Source organism: Streptomyces sp. NPDC053367, assembly GCF_044545925.1.
GTDB lineage: Bacteria > Actinomycetota > Actinomycetes > Streptomycetales > Streptomycetaceae > Streptomyces.
On sequence record NZ_JBITYN010000016.1, the window covers coordinates 15,943 to 32,848 of the forward strand.

At 74.0% G+C, this 16,906-nt stretch carries 16 protein-coding genes; 7 read left to right on the top strand and 9 right to left on the bottom strand.

Annotated elements, in window-relative coordinates; translation table 11 throughout:
* Window positions 1-266: 266 nt before the first annotated feature.
* Window positions 267-1,334: a YihY/virulence factor BrkB family protein gene (locus ACIGXJ_RS35120; RefSeq protein WP_399654324.1), complete on the top strand. Its 1,068-nt coding sequence runs from the start codon at window positions 267-269 to the stop codon at window positions 1,332-1,334.
* A gap of 54 nt (window positions 1,335-1,388) precedes the next feature.
* Window positions 1,389-1,979 carry a phosphatase PAP2 family protein gene (locus ACIGXJ_RS35125; RefSeq protein ID WP_399654327.1) on the top strand — a complete coding sequence of 197 codons (591 nt, stop codon included), beginning with the start codon at window positions 1,389-1,391 and terminating at the stop codon, window positions 1,977-1,979.
* Window positions 1,980-2,075: 96 nt separating this feature from the next.
* On the opposite strand, the gene ACIGXJ_RS35130 is transcribed toward ACIGXJ_RS35125, so the two are convergent.
* The 3 genes from ACIGXJ_RS35130 to ACIGXJ_RS35140 form a co-directional block, all read right to left on the bottom strand.
* Window positions 2,076-4,181, bottom strand: a complete 2,106-nt coding sequence (locus ACIGXJ_RS35130; RefSeq protein WP_399654330.1) for a SpoIIE family protein phosphatase — start codon at window positions 4,179-4,181, stop codon at window positions 2,076-2,078.
* Window positions 4,182-4,424: 243 nt separating this feature from the next.
* On the bottom strand, window positions 4,425-6,083 hold the full coding sequence (locus ACIGXJ_RS35135) for a SpoIIE family protein phosphatase (protein ID WP_399654569.1): 1,659 nt from the start codon (window positions 6,081-6,083) through the stop codon (window positions 4,425-4,427).
* A 453-nt stretch (window positions 6,084-6,536) separates the two neighbouring features.
* Complete coding sequence (locus tag ACIGXJ_RS35140) at window positions 6,537-6,767, bottom strand: hypothetical protein (protein WP_399654333.1); 231 nt, start codon at window positions 6,765-6,767, stop codon at window positions 6,537-6,539.
* A gap of 139 nt (window positions 6,768-6,906) precedes the next feature.
* Between ACIGXJ_RS35140 and ACIGXJ_RS35145 the strand changes: the two genes are divergently transcribed.
* The gene (locus ACIGXJ_RS35145; RefSeq protein WP_399654335.1) at window positions 6,907-8,658 is read left to right on the top strand and encodes a SpoIIE family protein phosphatase; all 1,752 of its coding nucleotides are present in this window, start codon (window positions 6,907-6,909) and stop codon (window positions 8,656-8,658) included.
* Between the two features lie 14 nt (window positions 8,659-8,672).
* Here ACIGXJ_RS35145 and ACIGXJ_RS35150 read toward each other — a convergent pair whose 3' ends face one another.
* A complete protein-coding gene (locus tag ACIGXJ_RS35150) occupies window positions 8,673-9,377 on the bottom strand; it encodes a GNAT family N-acetyltransferase (RefSeq protein ID WP_399654337.1) in 705 nt (234 codons plus the stop codon).
* Window positions 9,378-9,503: 126 nt separating this feature from the next.
* On the opposite strand from ACIGXJ_RS35150, the gene ACIGXJ_RS35155 reads away from it, so the two are divergent.
* Window positions 9,504-9,857, top strand: coding sequence for a nitronate monooxygenase (locus ACIGXJ_RS35155; protein ID WP_399654341.1), 354 nt, complete (start codon window positions 9,504-9,506; stop codon window positions 9,855-9,857).
* Window positions 9,858-10,146: 289 nt separating this feature from the next.
* Here the strand turns inward: ACIGXJ_RS35155 and ACIGXJ_RS35160 are convergent, their stop codons facing one another.
* Together ACIGXJ_RS35160 and ACIGXJ_RS35165 are read right to left on the bottom strand one after the other, a co-directional pair.
* On the bottom strand, window positions 10,147-11,238 hold the full coding sequence (locus ACIGXJ_RS35160; RefSeq protein ID WP_399654343.1) for a hypothetical protein: 1,092 nt from the start codon (window positions 11,236-11,238) through the stop codon (window positions 10,147-10,149).
* 404 nt (window positions 11,239-11,642) lie between these two features.
* Entirely contained in the window at window positions 11,643-12,293 is a 651-nt protein-coding gene (locus tag ACIGXJ_RS35165; RefSeq protein WP_399654346.1) for a DUF4360 domain-containing protein, read from the bottom strand.
* A gap of 190 nt (window positions 12,294-12,483) precedes the next feature.
* Between ACIGXJ_RS35165 and ACIGXJ_RS35170 the strand changes: the two genes are divergently transcribed.
* A complete protein-coding gene (locus ACIGXJ_RS35170) occupies window positions 12,484-13,383 on the top strand; it encodes an ADP-ribosylglycohydrolase family protein (protein WP_399654348.1) in 900 nt (299 codons plus the stop codon).
* A 43-nt stretch (window positions 13,384-13,426) separates the two neighbouring features.
* Here the strand turns inward: ACIGXJ_RS35170 and ACIGXJ_RS35175 are convergent, their stop codons facing one another.
* Complete coding sequence (locus ACIGXJ_RS35175) at window positions 13,427-14,410, bottom strand: GlxA family transcriptional regulator (protein WP_399654351.1); 984 nt, start codon at window positions 14,408-14,410, stop codon at window positions 13,427-13,429.
* A gap of 97 nt (window positions 14,411-14,507) precedes the next feature.
* Here ACIGXJ_RS35175 and ACIGXJ_RS35180 point away from each other — a divergent pair, with 97 nt between their 5' ends.
* Both ACIGXJ_RS35180 and ACIGXJ_RS35185 read left to right on the top strand, forming a co-directional pair.
* Window positions 14,508-15,347, top strand: coding sequence for a dienelactone hydrolase family protein (locus ACIGXJ_RS35180; RefSeq protein WP_399654353.1), 840 nt, complete (start codon window positions 14,508-14,510; stop codon window positions 15,345-15,347).
* A gap of 244 nt (window positions 15,348-15,591) precedes the next feature.
* Window positions 15,592-15,732, top strand: a complete 141-nt coding sequence (locus tag ACIGXJ_RS35185; protein ID WP_399654356.1) for a hypothetical protein — start codon at window positions 15,592-15,594, stop codon at window positions 15,730-15,732.
* A gap of 60 nt (window positions 15,733-15,792) precedes the next feature.
* Here ACIGXJ_RS35185 and ACIGXJ_RS35190 read toward each other — a convergent pair whose 3' ends face one another.
* The gene (locus ACIGXJ_RS35190; protein WP_399654359.1) at window positions 15,793-16,116 is read right to left on the bottom strand and encodes an antibiotic biosynthesis monooxygenase; all 324 of its coding nucleotides are present in this window, start codon (window positions 16,114-16,116) and stop codon (window positions 15,793-15,795) included.
* Between the two features lie 141 nt (window positions 16,117-16,257).
* Window positions 16,258-16,902: a hypothetical protein gene (locus ACIGXJ_RS35195; protein ID WP_399654361.1), complete on the bottom strand. Its 645-nt coding sequence runs from the start codon at window positions 16,900-16,902 to the stop codon at window positions 16,258-16,260.
* Between the last annotated feature and the right edge of the window lie 4 nt (window positions 16,903-16,906).

Consider the following 16,906-nt stretch of genomic DNA (forward strand, 5'->3'; position numbering starts at 1 on the left):
CCAGGAGTCCCCACGCGCACCGACTGGTTCCGGCGCGCCGCGCGTATCGCCGCAGTTCGCGGCTCTACGCGATGAGAAATACGCGGCAGGCTAACCCACGCGCGCGGCCGGGAACAAAGCCGCGGGCGAACCTGCCCCGCTCACCGACGACCGTACGTGGCTCGATACCGCTGTCATCCGAGCGGGTCACCCCACCGGGGTGGGGTGAACGGATCACATGCCGGAATTGTCGTTATGGCCGGGCCAAGACCGGTTACCCGGGCGGCATGGCACGGACGGTGAAACAGCATGGCAGGCACGGCGGATCCAACGCGCCCGAGCCCGGCCCCGCGGCCGAGCAGGAGAGGCGCCCCGAAGCCGGGCCGGACGAGCACGTGGAACGCAGGGCGCCGGACAGTCCGGGGTCCCTGCCCAAGGGCTCCTTGACCGCGGTGCTCAAAGGCACCCTGAAGGAGTTCAAGAAGGACGAGCTGACCGACCGGGCGGCGGCGCTGACGTACTACGGGATCCTCGCGCTGTTCCCGGCCCTGCTGGCGCTGATCTCCCTCCTCGGGGTGGCCGGCAAATCGGCGACGCAGGAGGTGCTGGACAACATCCAGAAGCTGGCGCCCGGCGCCGCGCAGGACGTCCTGCGCAATGCGGTGCAGCAGATGCAGGGCAAGGCGGGCATCGGCTCGGTGATGGCGATCGTGGGCTTCCTGCTCGCGGTGTGGGCCGCCTCCGGCTACGTCGCCGCCTTCATCAGGAGCGCCAACGCGGTGTACGACATCCCCGAGGGGCGCCCGGTGTGGAAGGTGCTGCCGGTCCGCGTCGGGGTGACCCTGGTGCTGATGGTGCTGGCCGTGATCAGCGCGGTGATCGTCGTGTTCACCGGCAGCCTCGCCAAGCAGGTGGGCTCCACCCTGGGCGTCGGCGACACGGCGCTGACCGTGTGGTCGATCGCGAAGTGGCCGGTGCTGGTGATCCTCGTCACGGTCATGATCGCGCTGCTGTACTGGGCGACGCCGAACGCCAAGGTCAAGGGTTTCCGCTGGATCACGCCGGGCAGCTTCCTGGCCCTGCTGATCTGGATGGCCGCCTCGGCGGGCTTCGCGCTGTACGTGGCGAACTTCGCCTCCTACAACAAGACCTACGGCACCTTCGCCGGAGTGATCATCTTCCTGGTGTGGCTGTGGATCACCAACCTGGCGATCCTGCTGGGCCTGGAGTTCGACGCGGAGCTGGCCCGACGGCGCGCCGTCGCGGGCGGGCACCCCGCCGACGAGGAGCCGTACGTCCAGCCGCGCGACACCCGCAAGTGGGACGAGGAGGACCACCGCCGCCTCGGGAGCTGAACCGGCCCGCACCGGGCGGGTGTGAAGCCGCCCGGTGCGGGAATCCGGCTGGTCGTGAGAGTGATCGGCTGGCTCATGGAAGTGACGGCGGACGTACCCGCTGAGGACCGGCGGCTGGCGAGGAGAGTCGTCGGCTGGGGGCCTCCGTGGGTGCGCCGGTGCGCGCCCGTGGTCGAGGAGGCGGCCGAGCACACCAAGGTGTGGTGGGTCGCGGCCACGGCGATGGCCGCCTTCGGCGGGTGGCGGGGCCGCAGGGCGGCCCTCGCCGGGGTGACGGCCATGGCGGCCGCCGAGGTGCTGTCCAACGCGGTCTGCAAGCAGCTCGTCGAGCGCCGGCGGCCACCGCGCGAGTGGGTTCCGCCGGAGGCGCTCGACGACCGCCCGGACAGCTCCTCCTTCCCCTCCGGACACACCGCTGCCGCGTTCGCGTTCGCCGGTGCCGTCGCGCCCACCTGGCCCGCGATGGGCGCGGTGTGCGGCGCCTCGGCGGCGGTCGTGGCCGCGGAGCGTGTCCTCAGCGGCGCCCACTACCCCCTGGACGTGGCCGCCGGAGGCGCGATCGGACTCGCGGCGGCAGCGCTGGCGCGCCAGGCGCCCCGGCGAGTGGTCGCCCGGAAAGCCGCCGGTTGCATCACGCCGGGGTGAGGCGTCACGCCGGCCGCCCGACAGCGCCTCCCAAGCAGCGCCAAGTCGGACCTCGCCCGCCTCCCACCAAGCCCGGCGCCGACTCCCGCACGGCGCTCATCCGCCGCCTACCGCGGACCCGGCGCCCCGCCCCCGCGGTACGACCCGCCGCGTACGGGCGACCAGCAGGGCGATGTCGTCGTCGGCGGACGCCGGCACCAGGCGGGCCAGCAGCCCGTCGCACAGGGCGTCGAGGGAAGGGCTGGGCTCGGCGAGCGCGTCCGTGAGCTCGGCGAGGCGTTCGTCGATGTCGCTGCCCCGGGACTCGATGAGTCCGTCGGTGTACAGCACCAGGAGACTGCCGGGCTCCAGCGCCATGTCGACGGTGACGCAGCGGGAGCCGCCGACCCCCAGGGGTGTGCCGGGCGGCAGGTCGAGGAGGCGTACGCGGCCGTCCGGGGAGACCAGGGCGGGCGGGGGATGGCCGGCGCGGGTCAGGCGGCACAGGCCGGTCGCCGGGTCGACGACGGCGTACAGCAGGGTCGCGATCATCGGCTCGGTCAGGTCGTCCAGCGCGGCCTCCAGCTGTTCCACGATGTCGCCCGGTTCGAGGTCCAGGCGGGCCAGCGCGCGGACGCTGGAGGAGAGCCGGCCCATGACGGCCGCGGCGGTGATGCCGTGGCCCATGACGTCCCCGATGAGCAGCGCGGCCTTGCCGCCGGGCAGATGCAGCACGTCGTACCAGTCGCCGCCGACCTCGTTGGCGTCGCTGGCGGGCAGATAGCGGTGGGCCACCTCGATGCCCGCGGGCGGGGTGATGTGCTGGGGCAGCATGCTGCGCTGCAGGGTCACGGCGGTCTCGTGCTCGCGGTGGTACAGCCGGGCGTTGTCGATGCTGATCGCGGCGCGCGCGGCGAGCTGGGCTGCCAGGGCCACGTCGTTGCCGTCGAAGGGGCCGAGGGGACGGGTGCGGTAGAAGGTGGCCACGCCCAGCACGAGGTCGCGGGCGACGAGCGGGATCATCATGAGCGAGTGCACGCCCAGCTCCACCAGCTGGGCGGGCCGTCTGGTGTGGCGGGAGGCGCCGGCGACGGCCGCGGCGTCCAGGCGGGCCAGCTGGTACGGCTGCCGCCCGGCGAGGACGTGGGTGTACGGGGCCGTGGCGGGGTAGACCAGGGTGCGGCCGAGCGGGGCGAGGACGTCGGTGACGGGTGAGCCGCTCAGCGGGGCCTTGCCCAGCCGGCGCAGCCCGACGCCGGCGGCGAGGCCCGGGCCGGGATCGTCGCCGCGGGCGAGGGTGTCCAGCACGTCGACGGTCGTGGCGTCGGCGAGCCGCGGGACGGCGAGGTCGGCCAGCTCCTGCGCGGTGCGCTCCAGCTCCAGGCTGGAGCCGACGCGGATCGACGCCTCGCTGAGCAGCGCGAGACGTCGGCGTCCCGCCTCCGCCTCCAGGCTGGCGCGCTGCTGGTCGGTGATGTCGAGCAGCGAGGCGATGACGCCGATCGGCCGGCCCGCCGGATCCTCGACCCGGACGTAGGAGCAGGACCACACCCGGTCGCGCTCGGGGTCCGCCGGGGTACGCCCGACCCGGCGGCGGTCGAGCACCGGCTGCCCGCTGTCGATGACGCTGCGCATCGCCGCTTCCATGTCGTGCGCGTTGACCTCCGGCAGCAGCTGGGACAGCCGCTGCCCGACGTGGGCGGACTCCGGCAGGCCGTTCATCCGCTCCAGGGCCGGGTTGACGCGCAGGAACCGGAGCTCTGTGTCCAGCACCGCGATGCCGACCGGTGAACGGGCGAACAGGCCGTCCCACACGGCCGAGGAGCCCCGGATCCGGCGGGTGGCGTGCGCGTCGGCGGCGAACACCATCACCGCGGCCGTGTCGTTGCGCCGGTCGACGACGGGGCTGGCCCAGATCTCCAGCTCGACCGGGTGCCCGTCGGCGTGCCAGGCGGTGACGGTCCCCATCACGCTGCGCCCGTCGGCCGCCGCCTCCCACAGGGAACGGCCCAGACTGCGGTCCACGCCCGGGTGGAGGAGCTCGGCGATGTGGCGTCCCACCACCTCGTGCGGGGTGTGCCCCAGCAGCTCCTGGGCGGCACGGTTCCACCGTACGACCGTGCCGTCGGCGCTGGTGGCCACCTGCGCCATCGCCAGCGCGCCCATCCACCCTCCGGCATCCCGGGCGGCGCCGCTGATCAGTTCCTCCACGGGCTCGGTCACGGGCCGCCTCCTTGCCGTCGCCGGGCGGCGGGACCGCGCGGGCGCCCGGACGGCGGGAACCGGGTCGCGCGGCAGGCGCCCGTCCCGCCGGAGGCGTCCGTCCGCTCCACCGGCCGCCCGGCGGGAGCGGCTTGCGGCCCGGCTCTCACATCACCATGGTCACCCCGCCGGCACGGGAGCGCGCCTTGCGCGACCCCGCCCCCCGGCCTGCCTGCCGCACGCCCGCTTCCCGGCCTCGTCACCTCAGGACGGCAGGTCCTGCTCCGCCCAGACCACCTTCCCGGTCGGGGTGCGGCAGGCGCCCCAGCGCCGGCACATCATGTTGATCAGCTGCAGTCCGCGGCCGCCCTCGTCGCTGAGGCCGGCGTGCTGGATCTGCGGCAGGTCCGGGCCGGTGTCGGACACCTCGACGGACAGCCGCTCGTGCCGCACCAGCCGCAGCTCGCCGGGCGCGTGGCCGTAGCGCAGGGCGTTGCCCACCAGCTCGCTCACCACCAGCTCGGTGCTGTCGACCAGGTCGTGCAGCCCCCACTTCACCAGCAGGTCACGCACGGTGCGGCGGGCCTGGGAGGCGGCCGACCCGTCGGGGGGCAGCGCGCACACGTACACATCGCCGTCCGGGCCCAGCGGAACCGTGTCGGCGAGGAGCACGATGGCGTCGTCCGCTGGGTCGCCGCCCGCGTCCGCGCGGACCGCGTCGCACACGGCCGCCGCCTGCGCGGGGGCCGAGCGGGCGGTCCGCAGCAGACCCGCGAGCTGTTCGTCGACGTCCGCCGTACGCGACCTGATGAGCCCGTCGGTGTACAGCATCAGCCGCCCGCCCGCCGGCACCGCGTACTCGATGGGGTCGTACGGGATCATCCCGGTGCCCAGCGGGGCCCCGACCGGCAGGTCCACGAAGGACGCGATGCCGTCCGGGGAGGTCAGCAGGGGCGGCATGTGTCCGGCGCTGGCGATGCGGAAGGTGCTGCCGCACGGGTCGTACACCGCGCACAGACAGGTGGCGACCTGATCCTCCTCCAGGTCACGGACGGCGAGGTCGAGCCGGGCCAGCACCCGCTCGGGCGCGATGTCCAGCGCCATCAGGGTCCGCGCCGCCGTGCGCACCCGGCCCATGGTCGCCGCCGCGGCCAGACCGCGGCCCATCACGTCCCCGACCATCACCGCGGTGCGCCCGCTGGGCAGCGCCACCACGTCGAACCAGTCGCCGCCGACGCCGGCCGGGTCGGGTGAGGGGGTGTAGCAGGAGGAGACCTCGAGGCCCGGGGTGCTGGGGGTGGCCCTGGGCAGCAGGGTCCGCTGCAGGGTGACGACCTGGATGCGCTCGCGTCCGTACAGGCGCGCGTTGTCGATGTAGACGGCCGCCTTCGACGCCAGCTCGGTGGCCAGCGCCAGGTCGGCACGGGTGAACCCGGGACGCCTGCCCGCCCGGATGAAGTCGGCCAGCCCGAGAAGCATCCCCCTCGCGATCAACGGGACGGCCATGTACGAGTGCACGCCCGCGCGGCGCATCAGCTCCGCCGCCTCCGGGCTCGGGCCCACGGTGTCGTAGTCGGCCGGGCGCATCCGGCCGAGCAGGACGGGCCTGCGGGACCTCAGGCACTGGGCGCCGAGACGCTGCGGGGTGTGCACGGTCAGCTGTCCCACCGGATCGGGCGCCAGATCAAGACCGCCGATCTGGGACACCGCCATGGCCCGCAGCAGGGGCACCCCGTCCCCCTCGTGGCGCTCGCCCTGCTCGAACCGCAGCACCGACTCCAGCAGGTCCACCGCGCAGCCGTCCGCCAGCTCCGGCACCGTGAAGTCGGCCAGTTCCTCGGCGGTACGGCTCAGATCCAGCGTGGTGCCGATCCGCAGGCCGGCCGCGTTCAGCCAGGTCAGCCGGTGCCGCGCCGCCAGCATCTCGGACACCGGCGACAGGACGTCGCGCAGCGCCCGGTGCCCCTTGAGGAACCGCTGGACCGGCCCCGCCACACCACCGGCCCACTGTGCTCCGCCCACAGCACCTCCCTCACGTCTTTCCCCTCGATTCTGCCCGGACCACCGCCACGGCGCCTGTCTCCCCGGTGCCCGGCCGCCGGCCGGAGGGTGGACGTGGGTGATGACCGAGCGCAAGCGTGAAGCAGAACAAGCGGGGGCGTCCAGACTCTTGTGCGTTTCGGCCACGGTGGCGCATTGTGATCGCCACCGCCCCGTCGGTGCTCCCTGTGGTGGTCCGACACCTCCCCGGGGGCGGTGCCGTGTGCCCTTCCGACTCCCCGGCGGAAGGGATGAGGACAGCCCCTGCCGTGCCCCCGACGGCAGGGGCTCCGCACGGCCGGGGCGGCCCGGGCCGGCTCGCCCGTAGAGCTCCGCTCACTCGTCCAGCTCTTCGAGCGACCACACATCCGGGCCGCCCCCGCGCCACTCGATCAGCGAGGCGCGGGCGACGTCCATCTCGTCCCAGTCCTGAAGCCCCGCCTCCTGTACGAAGGCGACGAGGTCGAGGAGGCCGTAGGCGATCCCCACGAACCGGCCGTCGATACGGACACGCCGCCCCCCGTCGGATGCGGGCGGATAGACGACGACGGGCTGATCGGTGGCCATGCCGTCAGCCTGCCGCCGATCCGCGCGAGACGCATGATGTGGTGCGCCAGTCGCGGGGCACACCCTAGAGGGACAGCCGGACAGGCACGACAGGCGACGAGCGGAAGACCCGCACGGCGGGCACGGCGGAGGTGCGGGCATGGCGAGACCGGAGAGCACGAACGGGCTCGACGAGGTGCTGGTCCCAGGGACCGCCGCCCTGTCGCGGGTACTGGCCGCCATCGGCACCGCGGCGTACGTGGTGGACGACCGCGGCTGCATCCTCGCCGCCAACACCCGCGCCGAGGAGCTGCTGGCCCGCCCCGCCGAGGAACTCGTCGGCCACGACGCCCACGACCTGCTGCACCGCGACCGGCACGGCCAGCCCGTGCCGGCGAGCCGCTGCCGGATGCGCCAGGCGTTCCACGCCGGCCGCACCGCCCAGGAGCACCGCGACTACTTCGCCCGGGGGGACGGCGCCCTGCTGACCGTGTCCTGGCTGGTCACCCCGTACGACAACGGCGGCGGCACCGCCGCCGACACGCTGGTGATGTTCCACGCCCACGACCCCGAACGGCAGGTGCACGAGCCGTCGGAACCGGCCGCCAACGCGCTGACGGAACTCGAACGCCTGGCCCTGCTGGCACAGACCACCACACAGCTCGCCTCGACCCTCGACACCGAGGAGGCGGTGGGCCGCCTGGTCCGGCTGGTCGTGCCCCGGCTGGCCGACTGGGTGGTCGTCGACCTGATCGCGGAACGCGACGAGGTGTGGCGCACCGCCGTGGTGCACGCCGAGAGCGGCGGCCTGGTCCACCACGAGGATCTCCAGGGGCCGATGCCGCCGGTCCTGGACGAGTCACCGATGCCGCTGTCGCGGGCCCTGCGCGGGGTGGCCTCGACGGTGGCCGGCCCACAGACCTACCGCCGCGCCCCGGACTCCGGTATCGCGGTCGAGCAGCGCCGCCTCTTCGAGACGACCGGCATCCGCTCCGCGGCCATCGTCCCCATCCGCAGCGCCCGCGCCGTCCTGGGCGCCCTCACCCTCGGCCGCTCCGACAGCGCCGCGGACTTCACCACCGCGGACCTTCCGCTGCTGGAGGACATCGCCAGCCGCGCCGGCCTCGCGCTGGACAACGCACGCCTCTACCAGCGTCAGCGCAAGGTCGCCGAGACCATGCAGAACCACCTGCTGCCCCAGCTGCCGACCGTGGCGGGGCTGCGGATGATCGCCCGCTATCTGCCCGCCCCGCACGCCTCTCAGGTCGGCGGCGACTGGTACGACAGCTTTCCCCTGCCCGGCGGGGCCACCGCACTCGCCATCGGCGACGTCGTCGGCCACGACCTGGAGGCGGCGGCCGGCATGGCCCAGGTGCGCAACATGCTCCGCGCCTACGCCTGGGCCCAGCAGGATCCCCCCAGCCGGATCGTCCAGCGGCTCGACGCGGCGGTGACCCACCTCACCGACATCTCCATGGCCACCATGATCTTCGGCCGGATCGAGGAGTCCGCCGACGGCCACTGGGAGCTGTCCTGGAGCAACGCCGGCCATCCGCCCCCGCTGCTGATCAGCCGCGACGGCCGGGCCACCTACCTCACCAGCGGCCAGGGCATCCTCCTCGGCGTCTCGGAACGCAGCTCGCGCCCCGACGCCGTGGCGCTCCTGGCCCCCGGATCCACGCTGCTGCTCTACACCGACGGCCTCATCGAAGAACCCGGCCGCTCGATCGACGAGGGCCTGAACCGGCTCAGCCGGCACGCCGCCGCCCTCGCGCACCGGCCCCTGTCCTCCTTCACCGACCAGTTGCTGGACCGCGTCCGCCCGGCCCGCAACGACGACGACGTCGCCCTGCTGGCCCTGCGCCCGTACGGCCGCGACGAGGCCGACGCGGCGATGGAGGGCCCGCTCTGACGGCCGGACGGGGGTCAGGCGGGGACGAGCCGGTCGTCGACGCCACGCGGCTGAGGGCAGACCGCGGGGGAGCGGCCCGCGCTCAGCCTGAGCTCGACGAGGGAGCGGACGGCCGGCCACTCCTCGTCCAGGATCGAGTAGAACGCCGTACTGCGTACGACGCCGTCCAGACCCCGCGAGTGGGCCCGGCGGACGCCTTCGCAGGTGGCGCCGAGGCGCTCGATCGCGGCGCGCGAGCGCACGTTGCGGGCGTCGGCGCGGAAGGACACCCGCCGCAGCCGCCAGGTGTCGAAGGCGTGGCGCAGCATGAGCAGCTTGGCCTCGGTGTTGATGCCGGTGCCCTGGGCGTGCGGGGCGAGCCAGGTGTTGCCGATCTCCGCGGCGTCGGGGACGGCCGTGACCGGGTCGCCGACCGGGACACCGGACATGGGCGGCCACACCAGCGGCCCCTGCCAGTAGTCGAGTTCCAGGAAGCGCGTCGAGCCGACCACCCGTCCGTCCTGCGCGCGGACCACGGCGAAGGCCAGGGCGCGGCCGGCCGCCTGTTCGGCGAGCGCGCGTTTCACATAGCCGCGGGCCGCGTCCAGGCCGTGCGGCACGGGGGTGAACGCGTACGAGGTACGGTCCTCGGCTCCGGCCAGGGCCAGGCCTTCGGCATGGTGCGGAGCGAGGGGCTCCAGCCGCGTCAGGCGGCCGGTGAGCACGACGGGTACGGGCACGGGGCCTTCGGTCTTTCTGGGTGAGGAGGTGCTGCCTGCCACCGGTTTCCCGGTGCGAAGGCGAAAGGATGCGTCACGGGCCCTGCTGCACGAGGGACGAGGACGTGAAGGACAGTAGAAGGCTCGATGACGCCCTCGCGCAAGACTCTGGCCCACCGCATCGACCACGGCTTCCCCGGCCCGCGCCGGGCCGGAACACAGCAGGTCAACGACGTGTGCCCGGACGTGTACGACGGGTCGCCCCGGTCCCCGGGGGGAGGACGTCCCACGGTCGAGCAGGCCCGGCGCGCGGCCGGGGCGGGCGTCGACGTCATCAGCGCGCGGGGGACCGAGTCCGGCGGGTTCAGCGGGAGCGTCAGCACGATGGCGCCGGTGCCGCAGGTCGTCGACGCGGTGAGACCGCTGCCGGTGCTCGCGTCCGGCGGTGTCGCCGACGGCCGGGGCATCGCCGCGGCGCCGGCGCCGGGCGCGCAGGGGTGAACATCGGCACCCGGTTCCTCGCCTCGGCCGAGTGCGGGATTCCCGGCGAGTGGAAGGCGGACATCGTCTCCCCGCCGGCCAGGACGCCGTCAAGGTCCGGTTCGCCGGCCATGTCCTGCCCGGGCCGACCGAGGGCGGCTACGAGACCGCGTGCCGCTCGCTGCGCACCCGCTTCGTCGAGGAGGGGAACAGCCGCCCCGAGGCGGTCCCGGCCTCGGCGGAGGCGTTGCGCGGTCAGACACGGCCGACGGGCGCCGGGGCGGTGGCCCGGCGCCCGTCGGTCCCGCCCTCAGCGGACGTACGACACGTCGAAGTAGGTGTCGGCCGGCGCCCCGGAGGCGGTCAGGCAGCGGACCTGGATGCCGGTGCTCGGGGTCCAGTGGTCGACCTTGCAGTGCCGTGAGTCGGAGCCGTAGGCGGTCACCTGGACGTCGCCGTAGCCGAGCGGCATGCCGGGGGTCGAGACACGGTAGACGCCGACGCTCTGGCGGGTGATCCGGTTGGTGTACCCGGCGGAGTTGTAGCGGTACGCCGCCGAGGGCAGGTACGAGGCCGTGGTCGGCTGGTTCGCCCAGGCGTACGCGGCCGGGGTGGTGCGCAGCAGGCCGGTGCCGCGGGTGTAGGTCAGTGTGAAGCGGGTGTCGCGCAGGGCGCCGCCGAGGGTGAAGCAGCGGACGTTGACCATCTGGGCGGTGCCGGAGGGGTACCAGTTGACCACCTTGCAGCGCGCCAGGACATCGCCGTACGCCGTCACCTGCACATGTCCGGCGGCGGAGCCGATGGAGGGCAGGCGGACCGTGTACTGGCCCGGGCCGCCGCGGGTGACGGTGTTGCGGACCCCGGCGGAGTTGAACTGGTAGGTCGTCGAGGGCGTGTACGCGCCCGTCGACGGCTGGTCGGCCCACACGTAGCCGAAACTGCCGCCGAGGTAGGCGGTGTTGACGTAGCTCGCCGTGAAGTAGCCGTCGGCGCGGTGACCGGTGGCCGTGTAGCACCGTACGTGCACGTCGAGCCGGTCCCCGACGGGTGACCAATAGGCCACGTTGCACGAGTGGTTCGTCGCTCCGTACGCGGTGACGTGCACCGTGCCCCCGAGCAGGCCCAGCCGGGGCATGCGCACGGTGTACTGGCCGACGCCCGTGCGGACCACGGAGTTCACCGCGCCTGTGGAGTTGCGGCTGTAGTAACCGGACGGCGTGTAGGGCGTGTTGAGCGCCGCGGACGGCTGGTTCGCCCAGACGTAGGCGGAACCGCGGGTCGCCGCGGCGTGAGCGGTGGAGGGTGTGAGGGCGACGACTCCGGCGGTGAGCGCGAGCGTCATCAGCAGGTGCAGTACGCGGGCCGGCCATCGCGCGGCGCTGCCTGATGCGGTGGTGTTCATCTCTTCCCCTTTTTCCTGCCGGGCACGGGGCGATGGAGGGTGAGAACGGCAGAGGCACTCGCGCCGGGCACAGGTGTGATCGGCACGATGGGCGCGCGTTGTGGCGGCACGGCGGCGGAAAGCCGCACGGCCCGGATATGAGTCCCCCCGGAAAAATTCCGCTATTCCCCCCCAAGGCGTTGAGAGAATTGCACAGCGGCGGTCGGCCGGCCACTGACTCGAAGCAGCCGGTGCGAGGTGAAGCAGCGCGACGGGGGCGCTCGCCCGTGTGGCCGAGCGCCCGGTCGTGGCGGCGGTCGGCGGCCGGGCGTGAGGGGTCAAGCGGAGGTGAAGTGCCCCGGGAGCCGGCCCGGGTGATGCGGCAGGGCCGTGCGGGGCCGCCCGCTCGGCGGGCGGCCCTCCTCTCACCTGCCGGGGCACTCCTTCCACGCCATGTGGTACACGGTGCTGATGTCGCCGTCGGTCGAGTCCATCGTCATGAAGCTGACCCGGCCGGGAGAGGCCGTGCCGGCGTTGACCCGGATCTCCGTGTTGATGTTGAAGTTGCGCTGGACCCCGCAGGGCGCCCAGACGAGCTGCGCCCAGTCGGTGACGTCCGTCGCGTGCCAGTTGTCGTTGTAGGCGCCGGTGAAGGGGTGGCTGATGTACGCCGTCTGCGACGAGCCCTGGAAGTAGTACGAGGCCCGCTGGACGGCGGAGGCGCCGGGCTGCAGGGAGGCGAAGCCCCGGTAGTCGGCGCTGGCGATGGCGTAGGTGAAGCCCTGGGGGACGTGCACGACCAGGTTCAGCTGGCAGTTCTTGCGGAACGCCGTGGGGTCGGAGTTGCCGCCGGCCTGGGCGAGGTAGTCGCTGTAGGTCACCGTGAAGGCGGTGTTGTCCTCGGAGACGGCGACGGCGGCGGTGCCCGTGGGGCAGCCCGAGCCGTTCACGGTGGCGACGTTGATGACGATCTTGTCCGGGGGCGGGTCGACGAACCCGGTCGACGGGTTGTGCGCGGGCAGGACACTGGTGACGAGAGCGGCGACAGCGCCGCTCAGGAGCAGCCCACCTGTCATGGTCTCTCCCCTTTGCTCGGATCGGTGGGGGGTGGATGCGCCGGCCGCTCCCCGGCGGAACTGTGAAGAATCAATGAACTTGCCGTGAAGGACCGGAGCGGTCGCATCGTAGGAAGCGGCCGGAGGCCCGCCCAGGGCGAACTCAGGCCATTCACCCCGGCCCGTTCACACCGCGAGGCATACTGCAGCGATGATCGACACGCCTGCCGCCGCGCTGGATTCCCTGGAAGGGCTCGCCTTCGGTGACGCCTTCGGCGACCGCTGGTTCGGCATCCTGCGCCGGGACGGCTCGGCGTCCCTGGAGGCACGGACGCCGCCCGCCGAGCCGCTGTGGCGGTGGAGCGACGACACCGCCCAGGCGCTCGTGCTCGTACGGGAACTCGCCGAGGGCGGCGGCATCGTCGACCAGGACCGCCTCGCGCTGAGGCTGGCGGCCGCCTACGAAGACGACACGCACCGCGGCTACGGCGCCTCGATGCACGACGTGCTCCGCCGGATCGGCGCCGGCGAGCCATGGCGGGAGGTGGTCGCCGGGCAGTTCGGCGGCCAGGGCTCCTGGGGCAACGGCGCCGCCATGCGGGTCGCCCCGCTCGGCGCCTGGCACGCCGGCGACCTCGACGCGGCCGCCGGGCAGGCCGCCCGCCAGGCCGTGGTCTCGCACCACCACCCGGAGGCCGTCGCGGGGGCGGTGGCGGTCGCCCTGGCCGCGGCGCTCGCCACCCGCAGCCGGGGCGGTCCCGCCCCGGCGCGGCCGGACTTCCTGGAGGCCGTGGCGGAGCGGCTCCCCAGCAGCGACGTCCGGTCGGGAGTGCGCATCGCGGCCAGGATGCCGGAGCGCACCTCGGTCCGGCACGCCGCCGAGGTGCTGGGCTCCGGTTACCGCATGTCGGGACCCGACACCGTCCCCTACGCCCTGTGGTGCGCGGCGAGTCACCTCGACGACCTGCACGAGGGCCTGTGGCTCACGGTCGCGGGGCGCGGGGACATCGACACCACCTGCGCCGTCGCGGGCGGGGTGATCGCCGCCCGCACGGGCGTCGCCGCCCTCCCCGCCGCCTGGCACGCGGCGCGCGAGCCCCTGCCCTGCTGACACCTCCGGCAACCGGCCTGCCACGCAGGCACGTCGGGCGCACTCACCGCCCGTCGCCGCGCCGGAACGCCGCGCGGTACGCGCTCGGCCGCCGGCCCGTGTGGCGGACGAAGATGCGGGTGAACGTGCCCGGGTCGCGGTAGCCGACGTCCGCGGCGACGGCGGCGACGGTCCGGTCGGTCGTCTCCAGCAGGTGCCGGGCCCGCCGCACCCGCGCGGCCTGCAGATGGGCGAGGGGGGTCCGGCCGGTCTCGTCCTTGAAGCGGCGCAGCATGGTCCTGGTGCTGACACCGAACTGCCGTGCCAGGGCGGCCAGGTCGTAGGGGGCGGCCGGCTCCTGGTCCAGGTGCCGCATCACGTCCGGGGCGAAGCCGTGCCCGACCGTCGGCAGGAGGTCGGTGTCGACGTACGGCGCCTGGGTGGAGCGGGCGTCGTCGAGGAGCGCGACACGCGCGGTGCCGCGGGCGACGCGCGGGCCGTCGTGCTCCCGGACGAGGCGCAGCGCGAAGTCGTACATGGCGCTGAAGGCCGCCGTGGTCGTCACCCCGCGGTCGGTCACGACCAACTCTTCGGGGCGCAGGCGCACATCGGGGTGGCGGCGTGCGAACCGGTCCGCGTAGAGCCACGATGTCGTCGCGTCGCGGCCCGCGAGCAGTCCGGCGTCGGCGACCAGGAAGGCGCCGACGCAGATCGAGACGACCGCGGCGCCCGACGCGGCCTGCTCCCGGATGGCGGCGGTCTCCGGCGCCAGCCGTGCGAGGGCGGCGTCGAGGCCGGGCCCCGGCGGTGCCTCGAACCCGGGGACGATCAGCACGTCCGCCGGGCGGAGCGCCGAGCAGGAGAGCGGGGACCCGCCGGAGGCGACGACCCGCCGGCGCGGCGAGACCACCGAACAGACGTAGGAGGGGGCGGTCGCCCCCTGGGCGGCGGCGACATGTCCGGCCATGGTGAGCAGGTCGAGGACGCCGTACACCTCCGACGCGAAGCAGCCGGGATAGGCCAGCACACTCACCCGCAACGCACTCATGCCGCACCCCTGCCGGACGACGGATGGCGGGATACCCGGGACACCTGGCGGTATCGCCGCTTCTGGACGCGCACAGCCTGCCGCCAGGATTCCGGTCATGACAACCGAGCAAGCGCGCCGCGACGACCCTCTGGACGACTTCGAGCGCCGGGACATCGAGGTGGACGGCGTCAGCAGACGCGTGTACGTCACCGGAACGGGCCCGGCTGTCGTCCTCATGCCGGAGATGCCGGGGATCAGCCCCGACGTCGCCCGCTTCGCCCGCTGGACGCGGGAGGCGGGCTTTCGTGTGTATCTGCCGTCGCTGTTCGGCGTCGACGGGGCCTATCCGCGCGCCGAGGCGGTCGAGACCGTGGTGCGGCGTGCCTGTGTCAGTGCCGAGTTCCGCGCGTTCGCGGGGGGTGGCACCAGCCCGGTGGTCGCATGGCTGCGGGGCCTGGCGCGACGGGCGCACGCGGAGTGCGGCGGGCCCGGGGTCGGCGCCGTGGGGCTGTGCTTCACCGGCAACTTCGCCCTGACGATGGCCCTGGAACCGGCCGTCGTCGCGCCGGTGGTGAACCACCCGTCCCTTCCCCTGGACGACCCCGGTGGACTGGAGATGGACGAGGAGGACGCCGCCGCGGTGGCCGAACGGGTCCGGCGCGACGGGCTGACGGTGCTCGCCTACCGCTTCGAGAACGACACCTGGTGCACGGGCCGGCGCTTCGCGGCCTACCGGGCGCTCCTCGGCGACGCCTTCGACGGCCGGGTCCTTCCCGCCGGGGCGGCCAACCCGGATCCGCCGCCGTTCTTCCGTGACGTCGTCGGCTGCGCCCACAGCGTCGTCACGGCCCATCTCGTCGACCGGGAGGGGCATCCCACGATCCGCGCCCGGGACGAGATCCTGGCGTTCCTGTCGCAACGGCTCGGCCCTGTCGCGGACGGCGTCCGGCGCTGACGGCATCCCGGCCGTCCCCGGTCGGCGGTCACCCGGACGTGGACGTGGTGACCGGGTACTCGGCGCGGGCAGGCGTCCGCACGGCCACGGGTCGCGTACGGCGGGCCCCGCTCCGCCCCGCCGGACGGCATCCCACGCAGCCGGGGTGCCCCGCCCGCGCCCCGGTGTCCCGGACGCGCCAGTCCCACTGCTCGGCCGGACGGGGCCCGCTCGGCTTGCCCCGGCCGCCAGGTGGAGCGCCCAGGTGACGAGCCAGCGCCTGGGTGCTCTCTTCGCCGACTACGAGGACGAGGAGATCGCGGTGCTGACGGACTGCTTCACCCGTGCGCGGGCGCTGTTCGAGGAGGCGCTCCAGGAGATCCGGGAGCCGTCGGCGGACTCGTAGTCACCGCACGGCCCGGACTCCCGCCGCGAGCGGGTCCGTGGGCGGCACTTCAGGGGGGTGTCACCTGGGCTGTTCGCGGCGGTCCAGCACCTCGAAATGAGCCGACGTCCTGTCGAAGTCCAGCAGCACGGCCTGAGCCGCGGCCGGTACGTGCGCGGTCTCGTAGTCCTCGCCCATGAACGCCCGTACGGAGTCGAGCGCGTCGAACCACATCAGGGTCATGAACTCGACGTCGTTCTCGCGCTCGCGCCGGGCCAGGTCGATCGAGAGGAACCCGGGAATGCGCCGCGCCTCGATCCCGGGGATCACCTGGCCGCGCACGATGCGCTCGTACGCGTCGGCGTTCTCCTTGGTGGTCCAGCCCCGCCACAGACGACAGATCATGCGCCGAGTGTAGGCGTGCGGGGTGCTGGACGCGGCGATTCCGGTGCCCGGCGGGCCGTCCCGCATCGGCGCCCGGCGAGCCGTCTCGCATCGGCGCCCGGGTGGCCGTCCCGTCACCGGTTCCGCGCGTTGCGCCCGGCTTCAGGCCGACGCCTGGTACTTGGTCGGTCGGCGCACGTCGACGCGGAGGCCGGTGGCGGTGGGCGTGGGCGTGGGCGTGGGCGTGGCGGTGCCGGTGCCGGTGCCGGTGTCGGTGTAGGTGTCGGTGTCCGTGCCGGTCCGGGGCCGCTGGGTGCGCTGGTTGCGCTGGTTGCGCTGGTTGCGCGGGGGGCGCTGGGCGAACACCGCCAGCCGCAGTACGAGATAGCGGCCGACTCCGACGAGCGCGGTGGCCGTCAGGTACACCGTCTGCTGCGGCACGAGCCCCGCGTCCGGGCGGAGTTCGGCCAGTGCGCCGACCGCCGCCGAGGTCACCAGCCAGCCCGCGGCGACGGTGGCCCCGCTCTTCAGGTGTCCGGCCGGTCCCGGCCGTCCGTGGCCGAACGAGACGCGGGCGTGCAGCTCGGTGGCGAGGACGCTGGAGGCGACGGTGGTCAGGGCGTTCGCCGCCATCCAGGGCATCCACTGGGCGAGTTGGACCAGTGCCGCCGAAGCCGCCAGGGTGACCCCGCTGCCCAGGGCGGCGAAGCGCAGGAAGGCCGCCGTGTGCCGGCGGATCGGACGCGGACCCCGCATGGTGTTCCCCTCCCAGGCCGCGGCCCCTCCCGGAGCCGGCGTCGACGTCATGCCG